This window comes from Schinkia azotoformans LMG 9581 (genome assembly GCF_000307855.1).
Lineage (GTDB): Bacteria > Bacillota > Bacilli > Bacillales > Bacillaceae_J > Schinkia > Schinkia azotoformans.
Genome location: NZ_AJLR01000007.1, coordinates 1 through 23,645, shown reverse-complemented (window position 1 = coordinate 23,645; position 23,645 = coordinate 1). Strand labels below are relative to the sequence as shown.

Here is a 23,645-nt window from a genome sequence, read left to right as displayed (position 1 = left end):
CTCTGCGAAAGTTGAGTTATTAACCTTAAATTTTAATAAAAAATTTAATACTTACTTATTTATTATTGGGTTTAAGAGGTAACAAATCATCTAATGAAGGTTCAGTACCAGGTGGAATAGGCTTAACTTTATTTAAGTAGGATTCATCACCAGGTGGAATAGGTCCTGGAACCGAAGTATACTTTGTAATATTGTTTACAACGCTTTGTTTTATACCTTTATTAGAAATGAAATAAACAGTGCCCTTATCTTTTGATAGGTAAATTTTAATATCGAACGTAAACCCCTTAATTAATCCAATGTATTTTAAATTATTTGCTTTTTCATTAAATATTTTTTTTTCCAAATCTATTGCTTTATTAATTTCAATTACAATTTCTTCAATATCTTTTTTATTGCTAATTATCTTTGGAGATTCTTTGGAAAAATTAATTTCTATCTCTTTTGGAACTTCTGTTACCCATCTTTCAGAATGTAAAAAACTTTCACCAGGAAACGTTAGTTTATTTTTTTCTGTATTATAGTTCATTTTTATATCATCGACATTATAAGAGCATCCTGCTAAAACTACAAAAAGTGTTGTAACGAAAATCTTCCACATAAATAAGCCTCCAATATAAATATAACTACACTAAAATATATCATAATGCATTTTCAGAAAAAAAAAAGAAAAAATGTTGATTTTTGGAAAAAATATATTAAATTACATATAAGTATAATTTTTACAAAGGGGTGATTAGATGGAGATTAGTATATCTATTTTTCTTAGGTTGTTCTTGTCTACAATATTTTTTATCTCTGCATCTATGAAACTATTTTCTGTAGAGCAAGTAAAAAGAACTATTAGAAACTTGGGGTTTAACGATGCTTTATGGATTTTAATTGTAATAGTGGAGTATGCAATTGCTGGTATATTGCTGGTTGATAATTACTATTATTTCTTGTTCTTTATAGCGCTTTTACTTATTTTTTTCTTGTTTTTAAACATAAAAACTATGCTCGAAAAAAAGAATATAAAATGTAATTGCTTTGGTGACTTTTCAAATGAAAGTTTTGGGATTCATACAATATTTCGAATTATGTTATTATTATCATCTGTTTTATATTTGATATATATAAAAGACCAGTCAAGAGTTTTAGAGTTACCTTTTTTAAATATGATAGCTTATAGTTTACTTTTTACAGGAATACTAATAAGTTATTTGCTCATTTCAACTATTATAAATTCAATAAAAACCTAAAGGAGATTTATCAATATAATAACCTGAAGATTTTTGCCCCTTCTGTGGAACAAATGCTAGCGATGAAAATATTATCGGCAAGGCCTAACCATTTAAAGATTTTGATGGTGTGGAGCGTTTAATTGGACTTCTTAAAATTAATACTTTGGAACAAGTTTTAACGTATTTGATAAATGTATTGGCAGAAAATATTTTGGGGATAGACAAAAAGTGTTTTTGAATTATGTTGGAAAGGACTTGAATAAGCCTTGGAAAGAGTTCTCAATATAATGAAAGCTGATGACTTTAGTTTAGCGCCCACTAATTTAGTAATTGATCTTTATTCGTCGGATTGTGAAAGATATTTTGAGGAACTTTAATTTGACGAAAATAAAACCATTGTAAAAGAACGGGAAAAATTTTATCCGTTCTTTTTTGCCTCTAATTTTTAAAAATATAGCTTAATTCGATTTGAAAATCTCCAAATAAGTGAACATGTAGAATATCATCTTTAAAATAAACTCGACTGCGGTTATATGTTCCGTTTTCAAGAGGTATACTTCAATCGTCTGATAATATGGATCAACAATCCAATATTCCTTCACATCTGCTTTTTCATAGTAGTTGCATTTAATTAGGCGGTCATTTTTGGCTGTTGATGGTGAAAGAACCTTGACTATTAAATCTGGCTGAACCCAATCTTTAATATCATAATTTTTTGTTTCTTTGTTGGCAAATAGGCAAACATCAGTTGCGGCAGAAAATCCTCTACAATCTTTATTACGAAGAAAAAATCTTGAATTCTGCCGTCAATGACTTTGCATAATTTAATTCTTATTATGCCATTTATTGGATTTAAGTAGCTATTTTCCTCACATAATACCTCCATCAGGTTTCTTTCCAGCTGTTTTGAATACATCCCTTTATTTGGTATAATAGATGTACTGAATATTGAAAAACCTCAAATGAATATAATTGTAGCAAAGAAAAAGGTGATAATGTATGAGTTTTGAAAAAATGACAAAAGAGCTTTTTCTCGAAATACTGGAAGTGTTGGACGAGAAGCTTAGTGAAAATAGATTGGAACTTTCTTTAAACATATATGGCGGTACTGTTATGATGGCTTGTTTTGATGCAAGGCCCGCAACCAAAGATATTGATGCCTTATTTGAAACATCACCAATAATCGACAATATTTTAATTGATATTGCAGAAACCTATGACTTAGATAAAAATTGGATTAATCAAGATATACGAGAGCCATTAAAACAAATCAAACAAGAAAGTTTAAGAGAAATTTATAAATTTAAAAATTTAATAGTATTTGCACCTACTGCTGAACAAATGTTGGCGATGAAAATATTATCGGCAAGACCGGAGCCGTTTAAGGATTTTGATGATGCAGAGCATTTAATTAGGCTTCTTGAGATTGATACTTTGGAACAAGTCTTAATGATATTTGACAAATATATTGGTAGAAGGTATTTGGGTGATAGACAAAAAATGTTTTTGAATTATGTTGGAAAGGACTTGAATAAGAAGTGGAAAGAGTTCTCGATATAATGAAGGCTGACGACTTTAATTTGGCATTGACCAATTTGCTTATTGACCTTTATTCACTGGACCATGAGCAGTATTTTGAAGAGCTATCATTCGATGAAGTGGCAATTGATCAGTTAAATGGAGAAGAATTAGAAAAGTTAACAAAGATTGCTGCTGTTATTGAGTATGTAGGAAATAGACAGCCAAATGCGAAATTATATGATTGGATTTATAAAGAACAATTAAAACTAACAGAACCTTATACCCCTGGGGTGGAAAAAGAGTCTTTTGCACGAATTAGAAGAATTATTTCAGCACCAAAGGAATTTGCATTAAGGAATGTATTTTATGATGAAAAAACTTTAAAACCATTATAAACGACAGGTGATTTGCGCACTTGTCGTTTTTAATTAGTGAGAGGAAACTTTTTATGGACAGACATATGGACAGACAAGATCGTAATGAAAATGAAGAACATTTTGATGAGCCTTCTTTGGAAGATTTTTTGCCAAATGAAGAAGATAAAATAGTAAAAGCCAGGCAAATGAAGCGCCAATCCGTGATCCGTAAATTCATTACAGCAATACTAGTGATTGCTTTACTTATCAGCCTCAATCAAGTATGGCCAAGAGTAATCAATTTTTCCTCTATTAAATTTTTGCAAAAGTCAAGTGAACTTTCAAAACAAGATGACATTAAGGAGTATAAGGAAGCCGTTGTCACCATTCAAGATCAGTACACTAAGGGAACTGGTTTTAATATCTCTGAAACTGGTTTAATTGTCACGAATAAACATGTCGTTGAGGATATGCACCCCATCACTGTGATTTTTCCTAACGGAGAATGGAAGACAGCGGATATCATATCCGTTGAAACTGATATCGATCTCGCATTTTTAAAGATTAAAGGCGAGCAGCTGCCATACATGTCCCTAAGTGAACCTGATGCATGGCAGGTTCAGGATCATATTTATGTGATTGGCAATCCACTATTTCATAATCAAATTGTTAATGAAGGCAATATCCTCCAAGGATCAGAGAAGAATGGTGTGATTAGGCTTTCAGCTCCCATTTACAAAGGGAATAGTGGAAGTCCTGTAATAAGTAGTGAGACGGGTAAAGTCATTGGCGTAGTATACGCAAAATCGATGACGGAAGATGTTGGATATGCAATTCCTATCGAACAAGTGCTTGAAAAACTTTCAAATAAATAAACTAATGACCGCAAACTACTATCTGCCTGATTTAAATGACAAGCGGTCAGCAGCTTGAGTACAGAGATGATTCGTCACCGAAATATTGAGTTTATCGTTTTCAAGTAGATGAAAATGGAATATCCTGATGATGATTGGCGTCATTATTTCGGTGAAACGTATTAAAGAACGAGAAAACCATCTTATGCCGTCACTACAGGGTGGTTCGCTTTTGTCCTATAAATTTAATTTTTCGTGTAGATCATCACTTATTGTTATTTCAATTGGATTTCTTTTTATATACTTTATATAACCTAGTTTATCTAACTCTTTAATTTCCTTACCAATCTTATATTCTGTGGTGTCTATTGCTTCGGATAATTCATGTTTTGAAATCCCAGTACCTTCAATAGCAAAAATGTCATGTTGTCCAGCAATGAATAATACGTCCCTTGAAAGTTCGTTGGGGAAGTCTAGATGTGAAATTAATTCGACTAATTGATCCATTTTGTTGGATTTATAAGATAAATCAGCTAATATATCACTTTGCGCATTATGGATAATTTCAAAAAATGTTTTACAAAAGTAAGTAAGTTCACCTTTGTTTTTAGGATCATTACTTACAGTAAATGCTTCATAATATATTGGTTTCATTTTATTAGTAGAGTAAGATAATGACATCGCTGTAAGTTTATCCAATTCATTGATTAAGTACATACTACTAATGTATCTGGAGGTTCTACCATTACCATCATAGAATGGATGTATATATCCAAAATAATAATGAGCTACAGCAATTTTGTAAAGCATTGGAGATGGGTGTTCATTTAGGTAATGAATTAAATTCTCTAGATGAGCTAGTATGGAAGACTCGGGATAAACACCTTTGTGGACTACCTTTTCCGCAGATGTCACTATATCAACAGAACCTTTTCTAAATAATTCTCCATCAAGTTTGTCATCTTTTTTAATTTCTGTTTCTACTAACTCATTATATATATTCCTAATTTGTTCAAGATTCTTTATTTCATCATTCTTTTCAGAAATCAAATTGAAGTAAGTTTTCATCAAACTATAGTGCCTGATCTTTTTCTTGGAATTGTCATTTTTTACAACAACTTCAATTACCGTTTTCATCTCTGCTTTTGTACTTCTTATCCCCTCAATTTCATTAGTACTAAGAAGTTCATCAATTAATTTTGATTTTATATATTGAGCAATTGCGATATCTGGCAATGAGTTTATTTTTTCTTGTATTAACTTACTTTGTTTTAAAACTTGGTCATGAAAGAAGTCTAACTCCGAATGGTTAACATAGAAACAAGAAAATTCTTGGTTAGATTTCAAGGGTTTGATATTAAACGGCAACCGAACAGTGCCATAGCTACTAATCCTTCTGGAGTATTCAAATTCGTATTTTTCAGGTTCTTTATAAAATAATTTAGATAATGACTCATACATTGATTTTCATCCTCCCCGTTACATTATATTTATGAAAATTCTGCTGTTTTTTATCTTATTCATTGATTTTATACATTATATCCATTAAAAATGGGGATGTATACATTTTTATATCATAATTTGGTTGATAAAAATAAAAAAAGGGCCGTTTTTTGACTTTGTGTCTTAATATTGATGATGGTAATTTATAAATTTGAAATTTTATTTGTAAAGATAATGTTAGAGTGATAAGAAAGTTCCTTTTATCCCTTTACTTGGTATAATTAGTGTGCTGAATATGGAAAAATCTCAATTGAATAATTCAGGTATAAATTTTTTTCTTACCACAGCCTTAATCTGTGGTATTTTTTATTTATGGTAAAATTTAGAGTGTAACATGTAGAGAACAATATTTTTAATATTGAAGGAGCTTAAAATGTCTATATTTGATTCATATTTGTATGTTGATTATGAAAATGTACAGGATTTGAAAGTAGATAAAATTAATAAGGCAACAAAAATTTTAAAGGAAAAAATTTTTTTATCTATTCTAAGGATACAGGATACGACCCACTCATTGGTTACTTAAAGAAAAGTGGAATCAAAGTAAAGAGAATAGTTAATTTTCAAGAATTAAGTCAGAAAAAACCAATAAAGATCGATGAAACTAGGATACAGATGGTGAAGGAAAGCTTAATAAAAATTGCTGTAAAAAATCGACCTAAAAAGAGAAGTAGCTTAATTGGATTTCTTGGTTCGCATAATAAAGGAATATCTAAGAAGGATATTGATAGTATTGTAGAACATCTATTGAAGAAAAAAATTATTTCTGAAGAGAATGGGGTGATAAAATATTCATTTTAATAAACGGGCAAAAACAATAAACGACAAGGAGTCAGCACGCTTGTCGTTTATTTAGTTTTTAAAAATAAGATTTAAGTCAATTTGAAAATCTTCTAATAAATGAACTTTTAAAATATCGTCCTTAAAATATACTCCATTACGGTGATATGCTCCGTTTTCCAAGAGATATACTTCAATCGTCTGGTTATAGGGATCAACAATCCAGTATTCCATTACACCAGCCTTTTCATAGCTATTGTATTTAATTAAACGATCATTTTTTGCTGTTGATGGTGATAGAATCTCAATCACCAAATCTGGAGCACCGATGATATTTTTCTCACCAATTTTATTTTCGTCACATACTACAATTAAATCCGGCTGCACCCAGTCCTTAATATCCTTTGTTTTTATTTCTTTATTAGCAAATAAGCAAACATCAATTGGAGCAGAAAAAGCCCTACAATCTTTATTACGTAGAAAAATCTTGAATTCTGCCGTTAATTCATCTGCAATATCTTGATGCAGTGGTGTTGGGGAAGGCGACATACTTATAATCATTCCGTCAATGACTTCGCAAAAAACATCATCATCCCATGATAAATAATCAGCGTATGAATAGCTTTTTGATTGTTGTGGAATTGACATATCCTCACCTCATTGTTTACTTACCTCTTATTATACCATTTTTTGGATGGGGATATCTACAAACATGGTACTTATCGTTTATTTGCCTTCATAAATCAGATTTGGTTAATTCTCTTCATGTCTAATTTCATTTTTATTTTTATCAAAAAGAATCTTTATATAATCACGTCTTGAATATAAGATTCGATAAATAGATACATAGACATCATCATTTTTATAAAAAACAATGTAACTCCCGCAAATCAAATACCTATAATCCGTTGGGATATCAACCTTGGACGATAATTTGGAAAAAAATACATAAAATGTAAATGATGGCTAGCAAGGAGTTGGAGCTGATGTTTTCAGTGATGGACTCTGTGCGAAAGGAGCATGAAATGGAAGGAAATAAAAATAAGGATCAAAAGAATAATTTCACAGGAATAGCGACATTAAAGGAAGGGCTGTCTGCATTAAAAGTCGCAGAACTTCAAGACATTCGGAAAAAACTGCAAATCAAAAATATTAGTTCGTTAAAAAAGGCAGAGTTAATTCAATATTTGGCAGAGGGAATCCCCTTACTTCTTAGAATTATTATCAGCCAATTCGATGAGAGGCGGTTATTTTTAATAAAAAGTATCATTGCAAATGATGGAGTTATTAGTGCAAAAAATATAGAGATAGAGGAGATGGAGTATTTCTATAAAACTGGTTTTATGTTTACTAGTTTTCAAAATGGAAATCCGGTCGTCATGGTTCCTTTGGAATTATTGCCTTCTCTAGAGGAGCTTGTTCAAGATGAGACGATACTTGTAGATGTTAAGCGAAATACGGAATGGATTAAGATCACTCGCGGTTTACTCTATTATTATGGAACAGTGCCGCATGACAAGTTAGTGGATTTAGTTGAAAAATATACACCTATTCGCCTTGATTTTCTTGCCTTTAATTATGTTATTTTTGATGCGATGGAATACTATCAGGAAATTTTTATAGATAGGTACGGCTATTCATACTGGGAAGTGATGGATCCTTTAGTTATTTTAGAGGAGCAGGCATCCAGGGGGAATATTGACTACTATTCTTTCTCAAGGAAACAACTCCTTGAAGCCGGTGAAACGAACTATGTCGAGCATCCAAAGGGCTATTCCCAACTATTATCGCTATTTACGAAGGAGTATCGAATGCCTCAAGAAGAGGCGGTGGCTCTTATCGAGGACTGTATTATCCATGTAAAAATGGGTATTCAACCTAGTCAGCTTCTTCAGCATTTACAGATGCAACTGACATTCGAAAGCTTAGAAGCTGTGCAAAGACTGATGGATGTCGTTGTAACGCTTATGAATAATACAAGACAATGGTATTTAAAGGGATATACATCAGAGGAATTATTCAAGCAGGAGAAAAATTCATTACTACCCTTGCCTAATAAAAAAGGGGAGGTTATAAGTCTCCAAACCCGTCAAAAGATTGGCAGAAACGATCCTTGTCCATGTGGAAGTGGGAAGAAATTTAAGAAATGCTGTGGGAATTGAAAATCTAAAGGGGGTATATATGTCAATGGACCTTAATAAACTGCGAATAATAGCGAAATCTATTGTTGCGATTCCGGAGCATTATCAACTTGTAATGGAGGATAGCATCCCTATTGGTACTGAAAAGGAGCGTTGTTTCATCTGGGAGGACCCAGAGAATGATGATAACAAGATTGAAGTCTCTCTTGATTTACAAACAGGGCAACTTGTTAGGCTGGATATGGATTCGGAGAAAGTGAAAGGTATCGGATATGTTTGCGAAGCTGATGAAGCAAAAAAGGTTGCTGATTCCTTCCTTTTAAAACATAATCCAAATCATGCTTTGTATAAATGGGTCCATATCGAAAAAGGCCGAAATAATTACTATATCACTTATCAGGAGGAAGTTGGTGGACTGCCACTGTCTCATACTGGGTGTGAAGTAACGGTTAATGACAAACGGAATATTATTAAATATGATTTGAATGAAAACTTGTCCGGAGCTCCTAATAGACCATCATGGCCACCCTCTATCATTGCTATGGATACTATAAGAAGTAGAATAATAGACGGAATACGGATGCAGTTAACGATTGCTGCTTTGCATTCGTCTTTGTACGAGATCGAAGAAATGGGGAATGAATATCGTCTTGTTTACGAACCGATTTCGGAATTTCGCGTAATTGATGCTGTGACAGGCAAAGATTTATTTGGGTTTGAACATTATATCATGCCACCGAGCCACCCGATTGCTTCTAATGGAACAGGTCAGCATTGGGGGCAAACGAGTCAGACAAATGAATCGGAGCAAACTGTCACAATTGATTTGGATGATAGAAAGGTATTAGCTTTGGAAAAACAACTTGGAATTCACCCCGAACAATATGTTCAAGTGAAGTCAAAAGATGACGGTGAAAGAATACATATTTTGTATAAGCGAAAAGAAAAAGAAGAAGCAGAGGAATTAGAGCAAGACGCCCTTTCGGTAGATGCGTATATGAAAAGAAAATGGGGTAATCAGCTTAAAAATCTCGATAGCACATGTATGATTCAAATTGAGAAATCGACAGGCCGCTTAGTAGGATTCAATTGCTTTGATAGAACAAAAGAGGGCAAACCGATTCTAAGTAGACAACAATGTTGGCATAAAGCAGAAAAGTTCCTTTATCAGGTGTTTCCGGATTATTTTTCCTACCTTCAGCTTGAGGAAGATCAGATAGAACCAGATGAAGAGCCGCGCCTACGTGAATTTTTTTATCTGCCTGTTTTTATCGGTGGTATTCCTGTTAACCATGAGCGGATTATGATTAGTGTCAGTACTGTAACAGGTGAAATTTGTGCGTATATGGGTGTCTCTTATGAAATGATTCGTAAACTGGCACAACATAATTTTCAACCCGTTATTTCGGCTGAAGCGGCTTTTGAACGCTATGTTGATTACATGAAGATACAACTAAAGTGGTTCATTCATTATGATGAAGAGTCACCGGTTTACAAATTAGTATATGAGCCTTCAACTTCTAAAGACGATCCATCTGATGGTAGTGGGGATCCTCAGCAACGGTTATGTTATATCGATGCTTGTAGCGGGGAATTGATTTGGGACAAGAAAATGTCGTTGCTTTAAAACTAGAAAATTATTTCTAGGGGGTTTTAGTTTTATGGATTTGGAAATGGAAATTAATCTTCAATTAAATAATTTTAAAAACAATCTATCTAATAAAACTACGTTTCATTCAATAATCACCTTTTTTATGGAAGAAATAAAGAATCTATTGTCAATTAATGATTGCTATATGGTACAGTTTCATAAAGTACAAAAAATTTATTGTATTGAAAAATTTATTTCAAAAGATAGCCTTACTAATTTGTATACTTTAAGTCAAAATGAGATGGTTCCTGGCAATTGTATTGAATTCAATAACTGTATAAATTTTATACTTGGTAATAAGAAAGAGTTAACCTTCATTTTATGTTGCGAAATCAATAATGAAATTAATTCTTATCAAAGATTACTTTTAAATATGTATGGAAGTTTTATTAATTATAAGATAGAACAAATGTTTTTGTCTTTGTGTTTGATCGATGAATTAAAAATTTATAATCCCGAAAAAGACTATCCTTCTTGGATTACTCAGTTTCTTTTACACCTTGCAGAAAAAGAAAGAAATTCCTTAGAGCAAGAATTGCATGATACCATTTTACAAGAACAAATCTATTTAAATCATAAAATAGAACATATACTATCCAAAAATAGAGATAAAATGTTAGTAGATGATCTCGCGGAAGTTAAAGAATTAATTCGTGATAATATATATTATCTAAGGGATATGTGCAATGAAATTCGTTATCCCTTCTTAATTCAGGAAAGTATTCATCAGGCTATAGGTGGCATGTTCCAATGTACAGAGCTTCGTTCAAATATTAAGGTTCAGTATAGAGGTACAGATTTAACGTGTGAGTTATCAGAAGAATTAAAAATTAATATTTACAGAATTATTCAAGAACTTTTAAATAACGCTATTAAACATTCCGATGCAACAATGGTGAACATTGAGTTATTTGATGAAAACCAAAAACTTTTTTTAAATTATAGTGATAATGGTAAAGGAATGGATATGGTGGAAATTTCAAAAGATACAAGGAGTATGGGGATTTTTGGTATAAGGGCAAGGATAAAAAGTATGGATGGTTCCATTAAATTTGAAACATCCCCTGGAAATGGACTAAAAGTTTTTGGGATTATTCCAATATAGTAAGAGATTGGGTGTCTAATAATGATTGAAATTTTAATAGTTGATGATCATCCTGTTATTACTAAAGGTATAAAATACATGATACTGGAGAAAGAAACCGGTATAAATGTAGATATTGTATCCAGTCCTTTAGAAATTGATAAATTCTTAACAAAGAAATCTTATGATATTTTAATTACTGATCTTTATATGCCGGAAATGAATGGGATTGAATTAACGAAAAAGGTCCATAGAGAATACCCTCAAATAAAAGTTATTGTTTATACTGCATATGATATATATAAACATTTTAAACAAATAATGGATGCAGGTGGAGCTGGATTATTAAATAAAACGTGCTCAGAAGAACAATTAATTACTACAATTAAATGTGTTTATCGAGGGGAGATTATATTACCTTTAGACTTATGCCGAACATTGAGCGAAGGTAATATTCCAATATCCGAAAGCGAGAGTTTAAATGTAAGAAATATCGAATTAAGTGATGAGGAAATATCAATTTTGCAAGATATTGGTAAGGGCTTAACTAATGAAAATATAGCAAAAAAAATGTTTATGAGCCGTCGGACAATAGAATATAAATTAACAAAGTTATTCAAGAGGTTAAACGTAACTTCAAGAAATGAAGCATTAAATCAAGCCAAAATAATTGGTCTTATTGATGAAAAGAGTGATTTGACTTAAGTGTCAAGTCACTTTTTTTATATTTCAAATCAATTATAGGTGCTGAGTTAACCCCTAATTTTTAATGTGTATCCCACAAAAAATACTTTCGGTGTTTACAAGATGATTTTCGGTGAGAGTATAAAAGTTTGAATCTATAATTTTATTTAGTAAAAGCATTTTATTCTTAATTTTCATATAAAACAACTAAGGGGGATGACACGGTGGATAAAACATTAACAAATAATTTATATAACGTTAATGTTATAGCGTTTATAAGAGGGGTAAAAACAGCTATACCAATAGTTATTGGATTTATTCCGATATCATTTGCTTTTGGAATGTTAGCTATAGATTTTGGTTTATCCCTTTTTGAAACAGTGCTAATGTCTTTTGGAGTATTTGGTGGTGCTAGTCAATTAATGGCTGTAAACATGTTAATGCTGGGATCTGGAATGTTTGAAATTGTTTTAGCAACCTTTGTATTAAATTTTAGACATTTTATGATGGGTATGGCGATAGCAGATAAAATCAAACATGTTCCCTTGGTTTGGAAATTATTCTTTTCATTTGGCTTGACAGACGAAACATTTACAATGATAGCCTTTCATTCTAAAGAGAAAAGAGTAAATCAGTATTTTCTTATTGGTCTGATGTTAGCTGCTTTTTCATCTTGGGTAATTGGAACTTTTATAGGAGCTTTATTCACTAACTTGCTTCCCTCGTTCATTAGCAATGCTATGTCCATGGGACTATACGCGATGTTTATAGGACTCCTAATGCCCGCTATCCAATCTACAAAAAAAGGGGGGATTATTGTTTTAATAGCAATGATAGTCAATAGTATACTTTTGCAAATATTTTCTTCAGGGTGGTCGATTATTCTATCTACAATTATAGCTTCTACTTTCGGCCTTATTCCAGAAAAATATAAAGAAAAAGTAACAGCCTAGAAAGGATGAGAACTGAATGAATATATATTTGTTAATTATTTTGATGGCAATCGTTACTTACGTTCCAAGAGCATTACCTTCAATCATGGCAAATTATATGGTAATACCAAATTTAATAGACCGTTGGCTAAAGGGAATTCCGTTTGCTGTATTAGGTGCATTGATCTTTCCAGGAATTTTAAAAGTTGAACCTAACCAACCATTAGTTGGAATAGCTGGAGGAATTATAGCTGTTATACTGTCACTTTTAAAATTGAATTTAACTATTGTTTTAATTGGAACGGTGGTTTCAATAATTTTAATTAATCTAGCATTTACTATGTAAAAGGAGAACAGAGATAATGATCATAAAAAACATTATTGATTATGTTGGAAATACGCCAGCCAAATGCCAAATTATATGATTGAATTTATGATGAAAAAACTTTAAAACCATTATAAACAACAAGTGATAACCATTACATATTGCAAGAAACGCCCATTAATCATATTGTAAAGTTAAGAAATAATAATTAGTTCTAGAAGTTACAATAACGTAAAGGGTGGTTGCTCTGAAAAAAGTGAATTTTAAAAAGCGCTATTTGTTGTTGCTCCTGTTTTCCGTTGCTGTTTTGTTTTCGATTTACGGGTATAACAAAAGCGTACCAGTAGGCTTGTCTTTTGAAGGACAGGAACATACAACCTTTGATGTCGATTTTTTATATGATTTAACATACCTAAAGGATGGGAAGCGTAATAGTGAACAAGTAATTTTCGAAAATATTTTAAAAACAATTCAAGAAGCGGAGCAATTTATCATCATCGATATGTTTTTATTCAATGATGCTTATGATGAAACAGAGCAATATCCGGGTTTAACGGAACAATTAACAACGGCCCTTGTTACGAAACAAATGGAAAATCCACAAATGGACATTACATTTATAACAGATGAAATGAATAGCTTTTATGGATCCTATTCTACAAAATATATAGATCAATTGCTTGCCAGTGGCGTAAATGTAGTTTATACAGATTTAAATAAATTACGAGATTCCAATCCGGCTTACTCAGGCTTTTATCGGGCTTTTATTAGTTGGATTGGAGATTTTGAGAAGGGCTGGCTGCCAAACCCTTTTAGTGAAGATTCACCGAAGGTAGAATTAAGATCGTATGCTAAGCTGCTGAATTTTAAAGCCAATCATCGTAAAGTTATTGCAACCGAAAAACAAGCGATCGTGACATCAGCCAATCCTCATGATGCCAGTGGCTATCACTCCAATATTGCCTTTGTAGTAAAAGGGAATATTACCCGGGATATTGTGAATTCAGAAAGTAGTGTAGCTGTTATGTCCGATGAACAGTATGAACCTCGTGCTATTGCTGTAATGGCAAGTTCAGAAATTGCTGACAATGATTCAGGGGCAACCAATCAAGGTGATAGTGTGAAAGCAAGCTTGATAACGGAAGGAAAAATAAAAAAACAGATCCTTCAGGTCCTTAATGAGACAGATAAAGGGGATGAAATTAAGCTCGGCATGTTTTATCTTTCGGATCGTGATGTTATCCAATCATTAATAGATGCAGCAAAAAGAGAAGTTTCCATTCAAATCATTCTAGATCCAAACAAAGATGCATTTGGGATGGAGAAAAACGGGATTCCAAATCGCCCTGTTGCCAGCGAATTATTAGAAAAAAGTAACGGTAAAATTAAGCTAAGATGGTACGACACACAAGGAGAACAATACCATACAAAATTACTTTTTGTAAAAATGGCGGAAGAGAGTGTTCTTATAGGCGGGTCATCCAATTTCACGAAGCGAAATATTGATGATTTTAATTTAGAGGCAGACGTGAAAATTACGGCTGATAATGATCACGAGATTGTGAAAGAGGTAGAAAGCTATTTTGCAAGAGTATGGGAAAACAAAGACGGTATATACACAGCAGATTATGAAAAGTACAGAGATGATTCGTCACTGAAACATTGGATTTATCGTTTTCAAGAGTGGAGCGGGTTGTCTACGTTCTGATGTTTGACGGAAAGTTTTATAAAAATTAAAAAAGACTATCTCCTATTTGGTATAGGGGTAGTCTTTTTTTACCTACTTTTTTAGCCGCTTCGACACATAAGGATTATCCTTAATCCAAAAGCGCCACGGATAATCTTTGGCCTCGCCTGTATTTTCAATTCCAATGCGTTTTCCTTGCTCAACCGCATAGGCGTCTGGAACGAAACCATCAGCAATCAGGAGAGGAGGCTCCATGAAAGAATGCCCATAGTCTTCCATCCCGATTCCCAGAGCTTTTGTGAGCTTCCCCGGACCATTTGTTAATTGGATCGAATGCTCCATTTGTCTTCTTGTTTTCATCAATTCAATCCCGTGATATGGTTCAATGGCACGAATAAGGATAGCTTCAGGTGCATCTATTTTTCCGCTAACAACATTCACTAAGCAGTGGGTATGCATTTGATATACATAAGCAAGCCCTGCCTCGTGATACATGATTTCCGTTCTTTTTGTTCTTCGGCCCCCATAGCTGTGCGCCGCTCTGTCTTTGGGTCCAATATAAGCCTCTGTTTCAACAATGTATCCTGCAGCAACGCCTTCATCCGTATTTTTTACAAGCAAACAACCAAGCAGATTTCTAGCAAGTTCCAAAGTGGGTACTTCAAAAAAATCGTTATCTTTTGCTTTATAGTTTTGCAAAACCAGTTCACCATCCATTAATTTTCTACTACCCAATATATAGTAATAGCCAATATTTTCAAAACTACAATTTAAACAAACGTTTAATTAACATATTTTCCAGCAATTAGGCCGCTATTTATAAAGAAATCAGCAGCATTTTACGTTATAATTAGTATTTAATAGATAAGAAAATATAGTAACTCAAAACACTAAAACTAAAGGTGGATTTTATGAAAAATAAACATAAATATGAACAATTACATCCGGTGATTGAAAAAATTGCCCTAAATATAGAAAAAGTGATCATCGGCAAGCGCGAAGAGGTTACTCTATGTTTAGTCGCCCTATTGGCTCAGGGACATGTTCTATTAGAGGATGTACCGGGTGTTGGTAAAACGATGATGGTGAGATCATTGGCTAAATCTATCAACGCAACGTTTAAAAGAATTCAATTTACACCAGATTTAATGCCTTCAGATGTAACGGGGATTTCAATTTATAACCCAAAAGAGCTTAAGTTTGAATATCGTCCAGGACCGATTATGGGTAACATCGTTCTCGCAGATGAAATTAACCGAACGTCACCTAAAACACAGTCAGCTTTACTTGAAAGTTTAGAGGAAGGTCATATTACTGTGGATGGGGCAACGATGCCGCTGCCGAAGCCTTTTATGGTATTAGCTACACAAAACCCGATTGAGTACGAAGGAACCTATCCACTTCCGGAAGCGCAACTCGATCGTTTTTTATTAAAAATGAAAATGGGCTACCCAACGCCTGCTGAAGAAATAAGAGTGTTGGAAAACGTGGCACATGCCCATCCAATTGATGAACTTTATCCTGTATTATCCATTGACGAACTACTCGATATCCAAAAAATAGTGAAGAAGGTTTTTGTGGATGAAACAATTAGGGCGTATATCGTTGAAATTTCTAATCGCACAAGAAATCATCCGTCTATCTACTTAGGTGTTAGTCCTCGGGGGTCGATAGCATTAATGCGGGCGGCTCAAGCCTATGCTTTTATTTGTGACAGAGATTACGTTATACCTGATGATGTGAAATATTTGACTCCGTTTGTATTCGGACACCGTATCATTTTAAACTCTGAATCGAGCTATAAACGTATTTCTACAGAAGAAATCCTAATAGACATTATTGATCACGTTCAGGTTCCTGTTCATAAGGAGTGGAGATGATAACCAAATGAAAGTCTTATCTAACCTGCTGAAAATATGGGGCAAAGTGCTACTTTTACTGGCAGGTGTTGGGATTTTATATGCCTATGCTATGTTTCAGGGGGGCTTTGTCAGTTGGTTTCTACTATATAGTTTTCTGCCTTTTATCATATTCTCCATTCTTTTTGCCTTATATCCAATCCAGCTTTGGAAAGTAGAGAGAATAATAGATGGTCACAAAATGTATGAAGCTGGAGACACGGTAAAGGTTCAAATTCAAATTACGAGAAAGTTTCCATTTCCTCTCTATTTTTTAATGATCACAGATACGTTTCGGATGGGACAAGGAGAAAAGAAGGTCATCCGCTTTCCTTTTTTTAAAAGAAGAATTCACTTCACGTATAATCTTGATGAATTACCGCGGGGGGAGCATTTCTTTGAAAATATTACCGCTACTTCAGCTGACTTTTTAGGTTTTATAAAAAAGGAACATAGCTTTAAAGTTGAAAGTAAGCTCATCGTATACCCGAAGCGGCAGCGCTTGAATCTATTTTTCTTAGAAAAGCATATCGGTGAAGGAGCATTTGCAAGAGGGTTGGATTATAAAAAAGAAATGTTTGTGCCAACTACCATTCGGGAGTACCAAAGAGGGGACCGGCTTTCTTGGATTAACTGGAAGGCTACTGCCCGAAAAAACACTTTGATTTCAAAAGAATTTGAAATCATGGAAGACCATCAATATGTAATTTGTATAGATCGCTATCATCTTATTAGCCATGACGCTTTTGAGAAGATCGTTCTTTATTCAGCTTCTATCGCCAATGAACTATATAAAGCGGGCCATCCAGTTACACTTATTTCAACCGGAGAGGGAGAAGACCGGAGTATTTTTTCAGCTAAAAAATCAGTAGAGTGGATGAACCAAGTCTTCTATCATTTTGCTATTGTTAAAAATGATTCACCAAGTATGCTTCATCAGGTGGTTGAAAAAGATAAAGCTGCACTACCTGAAAGAGGGACGATTATTTTTATTACGGATAACATGACCCCACACTTTCTTGAATGGATTAAGAGACTAGCCAATAATCAACGGAAAGTGGTCGTTGTGCTTTCAATGGCGGATGGCAGCGCTCAAAATTATAGTAATCAAGTACTCAATCAAAATATTATTATTAAAGCGATGGATGAGGTGAAAAGTGTATGACCAATCATCGCCGATTTAATTTATACAACATCGTGCTGTATCTATTAGGATTTATATTAATTTGGGAGTGGCTTCGGCCGTTGGAAGTGGTAACCGATACGGCAAACAGTGTTTATTTTGTTATCTTTACGGCCATCTGTTTTATATTATATTTTTTAAGACTTCCATTCTTGTTATCGATGCCGCTTCGATTTATTTTACTATTATATATTTTACATGACCTATTTTTTGAAGGATCGTTCTTAGGAATTAGTTGGCTATATAGCTTTTATGAAGATATAGTCATCAACACAGAGGCACTGTTCCATTCACAATGGTTTGAGATGTCAGATTTATATCGCAGCTTTTTATTTCTAATCCTATTGTGGGTTATGAGTTATTTAATCCATTATTGGCTCATTCATGCGAAAAGGATTTTTGGCTTCTATTTGTTAACAATTATTTATTTAGGTATTTTGGATACTTTTACAAAATATGATGCAGGTAATGCTATCGTTCGAACGATTATTATTGGCTTCATTATGCTTGGAACCTTGCAAATGTTACGATTAAGAGAAAAAGAAGAGGTGAAGATCCGTTCCTATTGGTTGGCCTCGTTATCGTTAATGGTAGCTCTGGCAATCGTAATTGGGTTACATGCTCCAAAAGCGGGTCCGCAATGGCCTGATCCTGTTCCTTTTCTTAAAAGTGCTGTCAAAGGCGAGTTGATTGGAAATTCTGTCAATAAAATTGGTTATGGTGTTGATGACTCCAAGCTTGGCGGTGCCTTTATTGACGATGATACAGCTGTTTTTACGGCAGAAGTAAAAAAGGCTCACTATTGGCGTGTTGAATCAAAGGATTATTATACGGGTAAAGGCTGGATTATAACGGAAAGCTATCCGAAGACATTTATTGATAAAAATAATATTGACTTAGGTATTTTTGAAAATGTAACGAAAGAAGAAAATATAAGTGAAAAAATAAAGGTAAAAGATATCGGTGACTATCCGCATATTGCCTATCCGTTAGATCTGCGCGCGATTAAAACCGATCAAAATGTGCAATTGTTGATGGAACGTTTTTCAGGTAAACTTTTTACTGAAAAAAATGGCGATGAGATTCAATTGGATTCATATGAATTTATTTATGATCATCCTCTTTTTTCGATAGAAGCGTTAAAGTTGGCTAATGGAGGGGACGATGCTTACATTAAAACGTTTTATACACAACTTCCGGAGGAACTGCCGACAAGGGTGAAAGATCTTGCAAAAGTGATTACAGAAAATAAAGCAACAAGGTATGAAAAGGCTAAAGCAATTGAATCTTATTTTGCAGCAAATGGTTTTACGTATGAAACAAAAAATGTAGCAGTTCCTGATGAGGATCAAGATTATGTTGACCAATTCTTATTCGAGTCAAAAAAAGGCTATTGTGATAACTTTTCAACATCAATGATCGTCCTTCTGCGTTCCCTGGATATTCCAGCAAGATGGGTAAAGGGCTATACGCAAGGGGATTTTATTAAAGTGCTTGATGACGATGCCAAGCTTTATGAAGTGAAAAATTCAAATGCCCACTCTTGGGTTGAAGTATACTTCCCGGGTATTGGTTGGGTACCATTCGAACCGACACAAGGATTTAGCAATATGAACGAGTTCACGGAAAATACAGTACCTACAGCTTCCCAGGTTGATCAGGCCGAAGATCCTCAAAATGAACAAAAAAAGAAGGAAGAAGAGAAGAAAAAGGAAAGCAAGGATAATAAAAGAAATAGTAGCTTCTCTTTAAATGATTTGAATATTCCTCTTAAAGAAATCGGTATTTTTGCAGCAGTGGCGGCGCTAATAGTAGGATTATTAGTAAAGTTTAAAACAAAATGGTATCCATATTGGATCGTAATGAATTATCGGATTCGTAAAAAGAAACTTGAAGAAAGAGAAGTCTTGGATACCCTCTTTTTGTTATTAGAAAATAAGGGTATGAAGATTCAAGGCGGAGAGACTCTTAGAGAGTATGCAGCAAAAGTAGATGAACATTTAGGAACGTCGGAGATGAAAAAGTTAGCAGAAATTTATGAGAAATATTTGTACTCCAATTTTGATATAAAGACTGAAGATTGGGATGTTATCTTAGAGTTGTGGGGAAAATTAATTAAGAAGATATTGCCTTGACCAACTGACTCGACGTTGGTATTATAAAAACGAATAATGCACGGGATTTTTCAAAGGAATGTTCGCTATTTTCTTGGAAATATAACAAAAGCCAATAGGAGTGAAAAAATTGGAGATTAGAGAACAAGTAAACGAAATGATTTTGGTTTTGGATTTTGGCAGTCAGTATAATCAGCTGATTACGAGAAGAATTCGTGAGTTTGGAGTATATAGTGAACTTCATGACCACGAAATTACAATTGCTGAGATTAAAAAAATAAATCCGAAAGGGATCATTTTATCTGGCGGACCAAATAGTGTTTACGGTGAAAACACATTTGATTGTGACAGTGAAATTTTCAACTTAGGAATTCCTGTGTTTGGGATTTGCTATGGAATGCAATTAATGACTCACAAGTTGGGCGGTAAAGTTGAAAAAGCTAGTCAACGTGAATACGGAAAAGCCACAATTAAAATCGAAAATCATTCAAAACTTTATAAAGATTTACCAGAAGAACAAGTGGTTTGGATGAGTCATGGTGATCTAGTTGTAAATACTCCAGAAGGCTTTGTTGTTGATGCAACTAATCCATCATGCCCAGTTGCAGCTATGAGTAATGAAGAGGCTGGATTTTATGGCGTTCAATTCCACCCAGAGGTACGTCATTCAGTGTACGGGAATGACATGCTGAAAAACTTTGTTTTCGAAATTTGTGGATGCCAAGGCAACTGGTCAATGGAAAACTTTATTGAAATGGAAATGCAGAAAATCCGTGAAACGGTAGGGGATAAGAAAGTATTATGCGCATTAAGCGGCGGTGTTGATTCCTCTGTAGTGGCAGTGTTAATTCATAAAGCTATTGGCGATCAATTAACATGTATGTTTGTTGACCATGGTTTACTTCGAAAAGGTGAAGCAGACAGCGTTATGAAAACATTCAGTGAAGGCTTTAATATGAATGTGATTAAAATTGATGCTAAAGACCGTTTCTTAGGAAAACTACAAGGTGTTTCAGACCCTGAGAAAAAACGTAAAATTATCGGTAACGAATTTATTTATGTATTTGATGATGAGTCAGCTAAGCTTGAAGGCATTGACTTTTTAGCGCAGGGCACTCTTTATACCGATATTATTGAAAGTGGTACAAAAACAGCCCAAACCATTAAATCTCACCATAATGTAGGCGGGCTGCCTGAGGATATGAAATTTACACTAATTGAGCCTTTGAACACTTTGTTTAAAGATGAAGTTAGAGCACTAGGAACTGAATTAGGTATTCCCGATGAAATCGTATGGAGACAGCCATTCCCAGGCCCTGGACTAGGGATCCGTGTCTTAGGTGAAATCACAGACGAAAAACTTGAGATTGTTCGTGAATCAGATGCAATCCTTCGCGAAGAAATTAAAAATGCTGGATTAGAACGAGATATCTGGCAATACTTTACGGTGCTTCCTGACATCCGCAGTGTAGGTGTAATGGGAGACGCGAGAACATACGATTATACAATCGGAATTCGTGCGGTTACATCCATTGACGGTATGACATCAGATTGGGCACGTATACCATGGGAAGTACTTGAGAAGATCTCTACAAGAATTGTAAACGAAGTAGCTCATATCAATCGTGTTGTCTATGATATTACAAGTAAGCCGCCAGCAACGATTGAGTGGGAATAAAAAGTCAGCTGAAATAGTAATAAACGGTTAATATAAGCACAAAAATTAAAATACGAATGTTTATCGTTTTTATTCGATGAATGTTCGTATTTTTTATTGACGACCGAATTATTACCTGTTAGAATATGATTGTAAGTTTTAGCAGAATAATGAAAAACAACGTCGTATAATGTCGGGAATATGGCCCGAAAGTTTCTACCAAGCTACCGGAAATAGCTTGACTACGAGGTTATATAGTAATAGGTATTTGTTCTTTCTATTTTTATACCTATTCTAGTATTCTTCGATAATAGTCAAGCTCCTAGTATTTCCGTACTAGGGGCTTTTTGTGTTTCAGTTCATCTGAACTTCCTAAAATCGAGGGATAAAAACTTTTTTTAATTCAAAAGGAGGATTTCGTATGAAGAAGTATTTCCAGTTTGAACGGCTTGGAACAAATTACAAAACAGAAATTATTGCCGGTTTAACAACGTTTTTATCAATGGCTTATATTTTGTTTGTAAACCCAAGTACATTGGCTCTCGATGGGGTAGCAGATTTTCCTGATGAGCTACGAATTAACAAGGATGCAGTGTTTGTGGCAACAGCATTAGCAGCGGCTTATGGATCAATATTTATGGGCGTCTACGCTAAATATCCATTGGCTCTTGCACCAGGTATGGGATTGAATGCGTTTTTTGCTTATACAGTTGTATTAGGAATGGGAATTCCTTGGGAAACAGCATTAGCAGGGGTTTTTGTTTCTGGACTTATTTTTATTGTTTTATCAGTATCAGGTATCCGTGAGAAAATTATTAATGTTATTCCGAATGAATTAAAGCTTGCAGTTGGTGCCGGGATTGGTTTATTTATTTCGTTTATCGGTTTGAAAAATGCAGGGATTGTCGTTTCAAACCCGGCAACATTTGTGGCCCTTTCTGATTTAAAAGATCCAAATACATTGTTAGCTATATTTGGTTTGTTTGTTACAATCGTTTTAATGGTAAGAAAAGTAAATGCTGCGATTTTTATTGGAATGGTTATAACAGCAATTGCAGGAATGATTTTTAGCTTAATTGATATACCAGATAAAGTAGTGGGTGCTATACCAAGTATTGCGCCGACATTCGGTGCTGCATTGGCACATCTTGGAGACGTGTTTACACCGCAATTAATAGGTGTTATTCTAACATTTTTTATCGTGGACTTTTTTGATGCGACAGGTACGCTTGTAGCTGTTGCTAATCAAGCGGGACTTGTAAAAAATAATAAATTAGAGCGTGTTGGCAAAGCTTTAATGGCAGACGCCACTGCGGTTTCAGTGGGTGCAATATTAGGGACATCTTCAACAACTTCTTATGTTGAATCTACTGCTGGGGTTGCAGCGGGTGGACGATCTGGATTTACAGCCGTTGTTACAGGTATATGTTTCTTGTTAGCGTTATTCTTTGCACCACTCTTAGGAGTTGTAACGCCAGCAGTAACTGCACCAGCACTTATTATTGTTGGAGTATTAATGGCATCGTCAGTTGGAAGTATCGATTGGAAAGAATTTGAAATAGCAGTTCCTTCATTCTTTACATTAATAACAATGCCTTTAACTTATAGTATTGCAACTGGTATTGCAGTTGGTTTTATCTTCTATCCAATTACAATGATTGTTAAAGGTCGCGCTAAGGAAGTACATCCGATTATGCATGGTTTATTCTTCGTCTTCCTTGCATACTTCTTATTCTTAAGAGATTAGTTTGAAAATATAGTTGATCATAAGGTGCCCATGGATCCGTTCCGTCCTGGGTACCTTTCTTTTTTTTGAAAAAATTAGTTGACTTAAAAACTATCAACATGTTAATATAGTAAAGTTCCTGTTCGGAATAAGAAATTTAATTTTGATAATAAAAAAATAAATGTTGACTTCCGCGAATGGACATGGTAAGATATATCTTGTCGCTAAGACGAGAAGAAATAAATGATCTTTGAAAACTAAACAAAATGTCAAGCGTGCAAATAAAGTTGAATCTAGAGTTCAACGTCAAGTCAGTATTAATTTTG

The 23,645-nt window shown here is 34.0% G+C and carries 22 protein-coding genes and 1 riboswitch; of the genes, 16 read left to right on the top strand and 6 right to left on the bottom strand.

The genetic code is table 11. The annotated features are described in order from the left end of the window. Positions 1 to 55 precede the first annotated feature (55 nt). On the bottom strand, positions 56 to 601 hold the full coding sequence (locus BAZO_RS00830) for a hypothetical protein (protein ID WP_003329278.1): 546 nt from the start codon (positions 599 to 601) through the stop codon (positions 56 to 58). 139 nt (positions 602 to 740) lie between these two features. Here BAZO_RS00830 and BAZO_RS00825 point away from each other — a divergent pair, with 139 nt between their 5' ends. Next, positions 741 to 1,241, top strand: a complete 501-nt coding sequence (locus tag BAZO_RS00825; RefSeq protein WP_003329277.1) for a MauE/DoxX family redox-associated membrane protein — start codon at positions 741 to 743, stop codon at positions 1,239 to 1,241. A gap of 440 nt (positions 1,242 to 1,681) precedes the next feature. Here BAZO_RS00825 and BAZO_RS22145 read toward each other — a convergent pair whose 3' ends face one another. Together BAZO_RS22145 and BAZO_RS22830 are read right to left on the bottom strand one after the other, a co-directional pair. Continuing rightward, positions 1,682 to 1,927: a Uma2 family endonuclease gene (locus BAZO_RS22145; RefSeq protein ID WP_235786681.1), complete on the bottom strand. Its 246-nt coding sequence runs from the start codon at positions 1,925 to 1,927 to the stop codon at positions 1,682 to 1,684. Next, complete coding sequence (locus BAZO_RS22830; protein ID WP_003329274.1) at positions 1,900 to 2,109, bottom strand: hypothetical protein; 210 nt, start codon at positions 2,107 to 2,109, stop codon at positions 1,900 to 1,902. The genes BAZO_RS22145 and BAZO_RS22830 overlap by 28 nt, the downstream gene beginning before the upstream one ends. 113 nt (positions 2,110 to 2,222) lie before the next feature. Between BAZO_RS22830 and BAZO_RS00815 the strand changes: the two genes are divergently transcribed. From BAZO_RS00815 to BAZO_RS00805, 3 genes are read left to right on the top strand one after another with little or no spacing between them, the layout of a single operon-like run. Beyond that, complete coding sequence (locus tag BAZO_RS00815; protein ID WP_003329273.1) at positions 2,223 to 2,783, top strand: DUF6036 family nucleotidyltransferase; 561 nt, start codon at positions 2,223 to 2,225, stop codon at positions 2,781 to 2,783. Beyond that, positions 2,783 to 3,139, top strand: coding sequence for a hypothetical protein (locus BAZO_RS00810; protein ID WP_003329272.1), 357 nt, complete (start codon positions 2,783 to 2,785; stop codon positions 3,137 to 3,139). Before BAZO_RS00815 ends, BAZO_RS00810 begins: the two co-directional genes overlap by 1 nt. A 53-nt stretch (positions 3,140 to 3,192) precedes the next feature. Next, positions 3,193 to 3,975 carry a S1C family serine protease gene (locus tag BAZO_RS00805; protein WP_003329271.1) on the top strand — a complete coding sequence of 261 codons (783 nt, stop codon included), beginning with the start codon at positions 3,193 to 3,195 and terminating at the stop codon, positions 3,973 to 3,975. Between the two features lie 216 nt (positions 3,976 to 4,191). On the opposite strand, the gene BAZO_RS00800 is transcribed toward BAZO_RS00805, so the two are convergent. Together BAZO_RS00800 and BAZO_RS00790 are read right to left on the bottom strand one after the other, a co-directional pair. Further along, a complete protein-coding gene (locus BAZO_RS00800) occupies positions 4,192 to 5,415 on the bottom strand; it encodes a Fic family protein (RefSeq protein ID WP_003329270.1) in 1,224 nt (407 codons plus the stop codon). An 894-nt stretch (positions 5,416 to 6,309) separates the two neighbouring features. Continuing rightward, on the bottom strand, positions 6,310 to 6,885 hold the full coding sequence (locus BAZO_RS00790; RefSeq protein ID WP_003329268.1) for a Uma2 family endonuclease: 576 nt from the start codon (positions 6,883 to 6,885) through the stop codon (positions 6,310 to 6,312). A 338-nt stretch (positions 6,886 to 7,223) separates the two neighbouring features. On the opposite strand from BAZO_RS00790, the gene BAZO_RS00785 reads away from it, so the two are divergent. The 7 genes from BAZO_RS00785 to BAZO_RS00755 all read left to right on the top strand — a co-directional run bounded on the left by BAZO_RS00785 (position 7,224) and on the right by BAZO_RS00755 (position 14,762). Next, positions 7,224 to 8,399, top strand: a complete 1,176-nt coding sequence (locus BAZO_RS00785) for an SEC-C metal-binding domain-containing protein (RefSeq protein ID WP_003329267.1) — start codon at positions 7,224 to 7,226, stop codon at positions 8,397 to 8,399. Positions 8,400 to 8,424: 25 nt separating this feature from the next. Continuing rightward, entirely contained in the window at positions 8,425 to 10,005 is a 1,581-nt protein-coding gene (locus BAZO_RS00780) for a YcdB/YcdC domain-containing protein (protein ID WP_003329266.1), read from the top strand. Between the two features lie 34 nt (positions 10,006 to 10,039). Continuing rightward, on the top strand, positions 10,040 to 11,134 hold the full coding sequence (locus tag BAZO_RS00775) for a sensor histidine kinase (RefSeq protein WP_003329265.1): 1,095 nt from the start codon (positions 10,040 to 10,042) through the stop codon (positions 11,132 to 11,134). Positions 11,135 to 11,155: 21 nt separating this feature from the next. Further along, positions 11,156 to 11,818, top strand: coding sequence for a response regulator transcription factor (locus BAZO_RS00770; protein ID WP_003329263.1), 663 nt, complete (start codon positions 11,156 to 11,158; stop codon positions 11,816 to 11,818). 203 nt (positions 11,819 to 12,021) lie between these two features. Then, positions 12,022 to 12,750, top strand: a complete 729-nt coding sequence (locus tag BAZO_RS00765) for an AzlC family ABC transporter permease (protein ID WP_003329262.1) — start codon at positions 12,022 to 12,024, stop codon at positions 12,748 to 12,750. 16 nt (positions 12,751 to 12,766) lie between these two features. Next, positions 12,767 to 13,075, top strand: a complete 309-nt coding sequence (locus tag BAZO_RS00760) for an AzlD domain-containing protein (RefSeq protein WP_003329261.1) — start codon at positions 12,767 to 12,769, stop codon at positions 13,073 to 13,075. 235 nt (positions 13,076 to 13,310) lie between these two features. Further along, positions 13,311 to 14,762: a phospholipase D family protein gene (locus BAZO_RS00755; protein WP_003329260.1), complete on the top strand. Its 1,452-nt coding sequence runs from the start codon at positions 13,311 to 13,313 to the stop codon at positions 14,760 to 14,762. 72 nt (positions 14,763 to 14,834) lie between these two features. Here BAZO_RS00755 and BAZO_RS00750 read toward each other — a convergent pair whose 3' ends face one another. Then, entirely contained in the window at positions 14,835 to 15,458 is a 624-nt protein-coding gene (locus BAZO_RS00750; RefSeq protein ID WP_003329259.1) for a DNA-3-methyladenine glycosylase, read from the bottom strand. A 194-nt stretch (positions 15,459 to 15,652) separates the two neighbouring features. Between BAZO_RS00750 and BAZO_RS00745 the strand changes: the two genes are divergently transcribed. The 5 genes from BAZO_RS00745 to BAZO_RS00725 all read left to right on the top strand — a co-directional run bounded on the left by BAZO_RS00745 (position 15,653) and on the right by BAZO_RS00725 (position 23,340). Continuing rightward, entirely contained in the window at positions 15,653 to 16,621 is a 969-nt protein-coding gene (locus BAZO_RS00745) for an AAA family ATPase (RefSeq protein WP_003329258.1), read from the top strand. Between the two features lie 7 nt (positions 16,622 to 16,628). Further along, positions 16,629 to 17,804, top strand: coding sequence for a DUF58 domain-containing protein (locus BAZO_RS00740; protein ID WP_003329257.1), 1,176 nt, complete (start codon positions 16,629 to 16,631; stop codon positions 17,802 to 17,804). Next, entirely contained in the window at positions 17,801 to 19,957 is a 2,157-nt protein-coding gene (locus BAZO_RS00735; RefSeq protein WP_003329256.1) for a transglutaminase TgpA family protein, read from the top strand. Before BAZO_RS00740 ends, BAZO_RS00735 begins: the two co-directional genes overlap by 4 nt. Before the next feature lie 115 nt (positions 19,958 to 20,072). Then, a complete protein-coding gene (gene guaA, locus BAZO_RS00730; protein WP_039956814.1) occupies positions 20,073 to 21,614 on the top strand; it encodes a glutamine-hydrolyzing GMP synthase in 1,542 nt (513 codons plus the stop codon). A 142-nt stretch (positions 21,615 to 21,756) separates the two neighbouring features. After that, positions 21,757 to 21,858, top strand: a riboswitch (purine riboswitch). A 156-nt stretch (positions 21,859 to 22,014) separates the two neighbouring features. Beyond that, on the top strand, positions 22,015 to 23,340 hold the full coding sequence (locus tag BAZO_RS00725; protein ID WP_003329253.1) for an NCS2 family permease: 1,326 nt from the start codon (positions 22,015 to 22,017) through the stop codon (positions 23,338 to 23,340). Positions 23,341 to 23,645: the final 305 nt, after the last annotated feature.

What these genes read in the sequence shown, in the direction of transcription:
- BAZO_RS00830 (WP_003329278.1), bottom strand. Translation starts at nt 601, where the DNA reads ATGTGGAAGATTTTCGTTACAACACTTTTTGTAGTTTTAGCAGGATGC.
- BAZO_RS00825 (WP_003329277.1), top strand. Translation starts at nt 741, where the DNA reads ATGGAGATTAGTATATCTATTTTTCTTAGGTTGTTCTTGTCTACAATA.
- BAZO_RS22830 (WP_003329274.1), bottom strand. Translation starts at nt 2,109, where the DNA reads ATGGAGGTATTATGTGAGGAAAATAGCTACTTAAATCCAATAAATGGC.
- BAZO_RS00815 (WP_003329273.1), top strand. Translation starts at nt 2,223, where the DNA reads ATGAGTTTTGAAAAAATGACAAAAGAGCTTTTTCTCGAAATACTGGAA.
- BAZO_RS00810 (WP_003329272.1), top strand. Translation starts at nt 2,783, where the DNA reads ATGAAGGCTGACGACTTTAATTTGGCATTGACCAATTTGCTTATTGAC.
- BAZO_RS00805 (WP_003329271.1), top strand. Translation starts at nt 3,193, where the DNA reads ATGGACAGACATATGGACAGACAAGATCGTAATGAAAATGAAGAACAT.
- BAZO_RS00800 (WP_003329270.1), bottom strand. Translation starts at nt 5,415, where the DNA reads ATGTATGAGTCATTATCTAAATTATTTTATAAAGAACCTGAAAAATAC.
- BAZO_RS00790 (WP_003329268.1), bottom strand. Translation starts at nt 6,885, where the DNA reads ATGTCAATTCCACAACAATCAAAAAGCTATTCATACGCTGATTATTTA.
- BAZO_RS00785 (WP_003329267.1), top strand. Translation starts at nt 7,224, where the DNA reads ATGTTTTCAGTGATGGACTCTGTGCGAAAGGAGCATGAAATGGAAGGA.
- BAZO_RS00780 (WP_003329266.1), top strand. Translation starts at nt 8,425, where the DNA reads ATGGACCTTAATAAACTGCGAATAATAGCGAAATCTATTGTTGCGATT.
- BAZO_RS00775 (WP_003329265.1), top strand. Translation starts at nt 10,040, where the DNA reads ATGGATTTGGAAATGGAAATTAATCTTCAATTAAATAATTTTAAAAAC.
- BAZO_RS00770 (WP_003329263.1), top strand. Translation starts at nt 11,156, where the DNA reads ATGATTGAAATTTTAATAGTTGATGATCATCCTGTTATTACTAAAGGT.
- BAZO_RS00760 (WP_003329261.1), top strand. Translation starts at nt 12,767, where the DNA reads ATGAATATATATTTGTTAATTATTTTGATGGCAATCGTTACTTACGTT.
- BAZO_RS00750 (WP_003329259.1), bottom strand. Translation starts at nt 15,458, where the DNA reads ATGGATGGTGAACTGGTTTTGCAAAACTATAAAGCAAAAGATAACGAT.
- BAZO_RS00745 (WP_003329258.1), top strand. Translation starts at nt 15,653, where the DNA reads ATGAAAAATAAACATAAATATGAACAATTACATCCGGTGATTGAAAAA.
- BAZO_RS00740 (WP_003329257.1), top strand. Translation starts at nt 16,629, where the DNA reads ATGAAAGTCTTATCTAACCTGCTGAAAATATGGGGCAAAGTGCTACTT.
- BAZO_RS00735 (WP_003329256.1), top strand. Translation starts at nt 17,801, where the DNA reads ATGACCAATCATCGCCGATTTAATTTATACAACATCGTGCTGTATCTA.
- BAZO_RS00725 (WP_003329253.1), top strand. Translation starts at nt 22,015, where the DNA reads ATGAAGAAGTATTTCCAGTTTGAACGGCTTGGAACAAATTACAAAACA.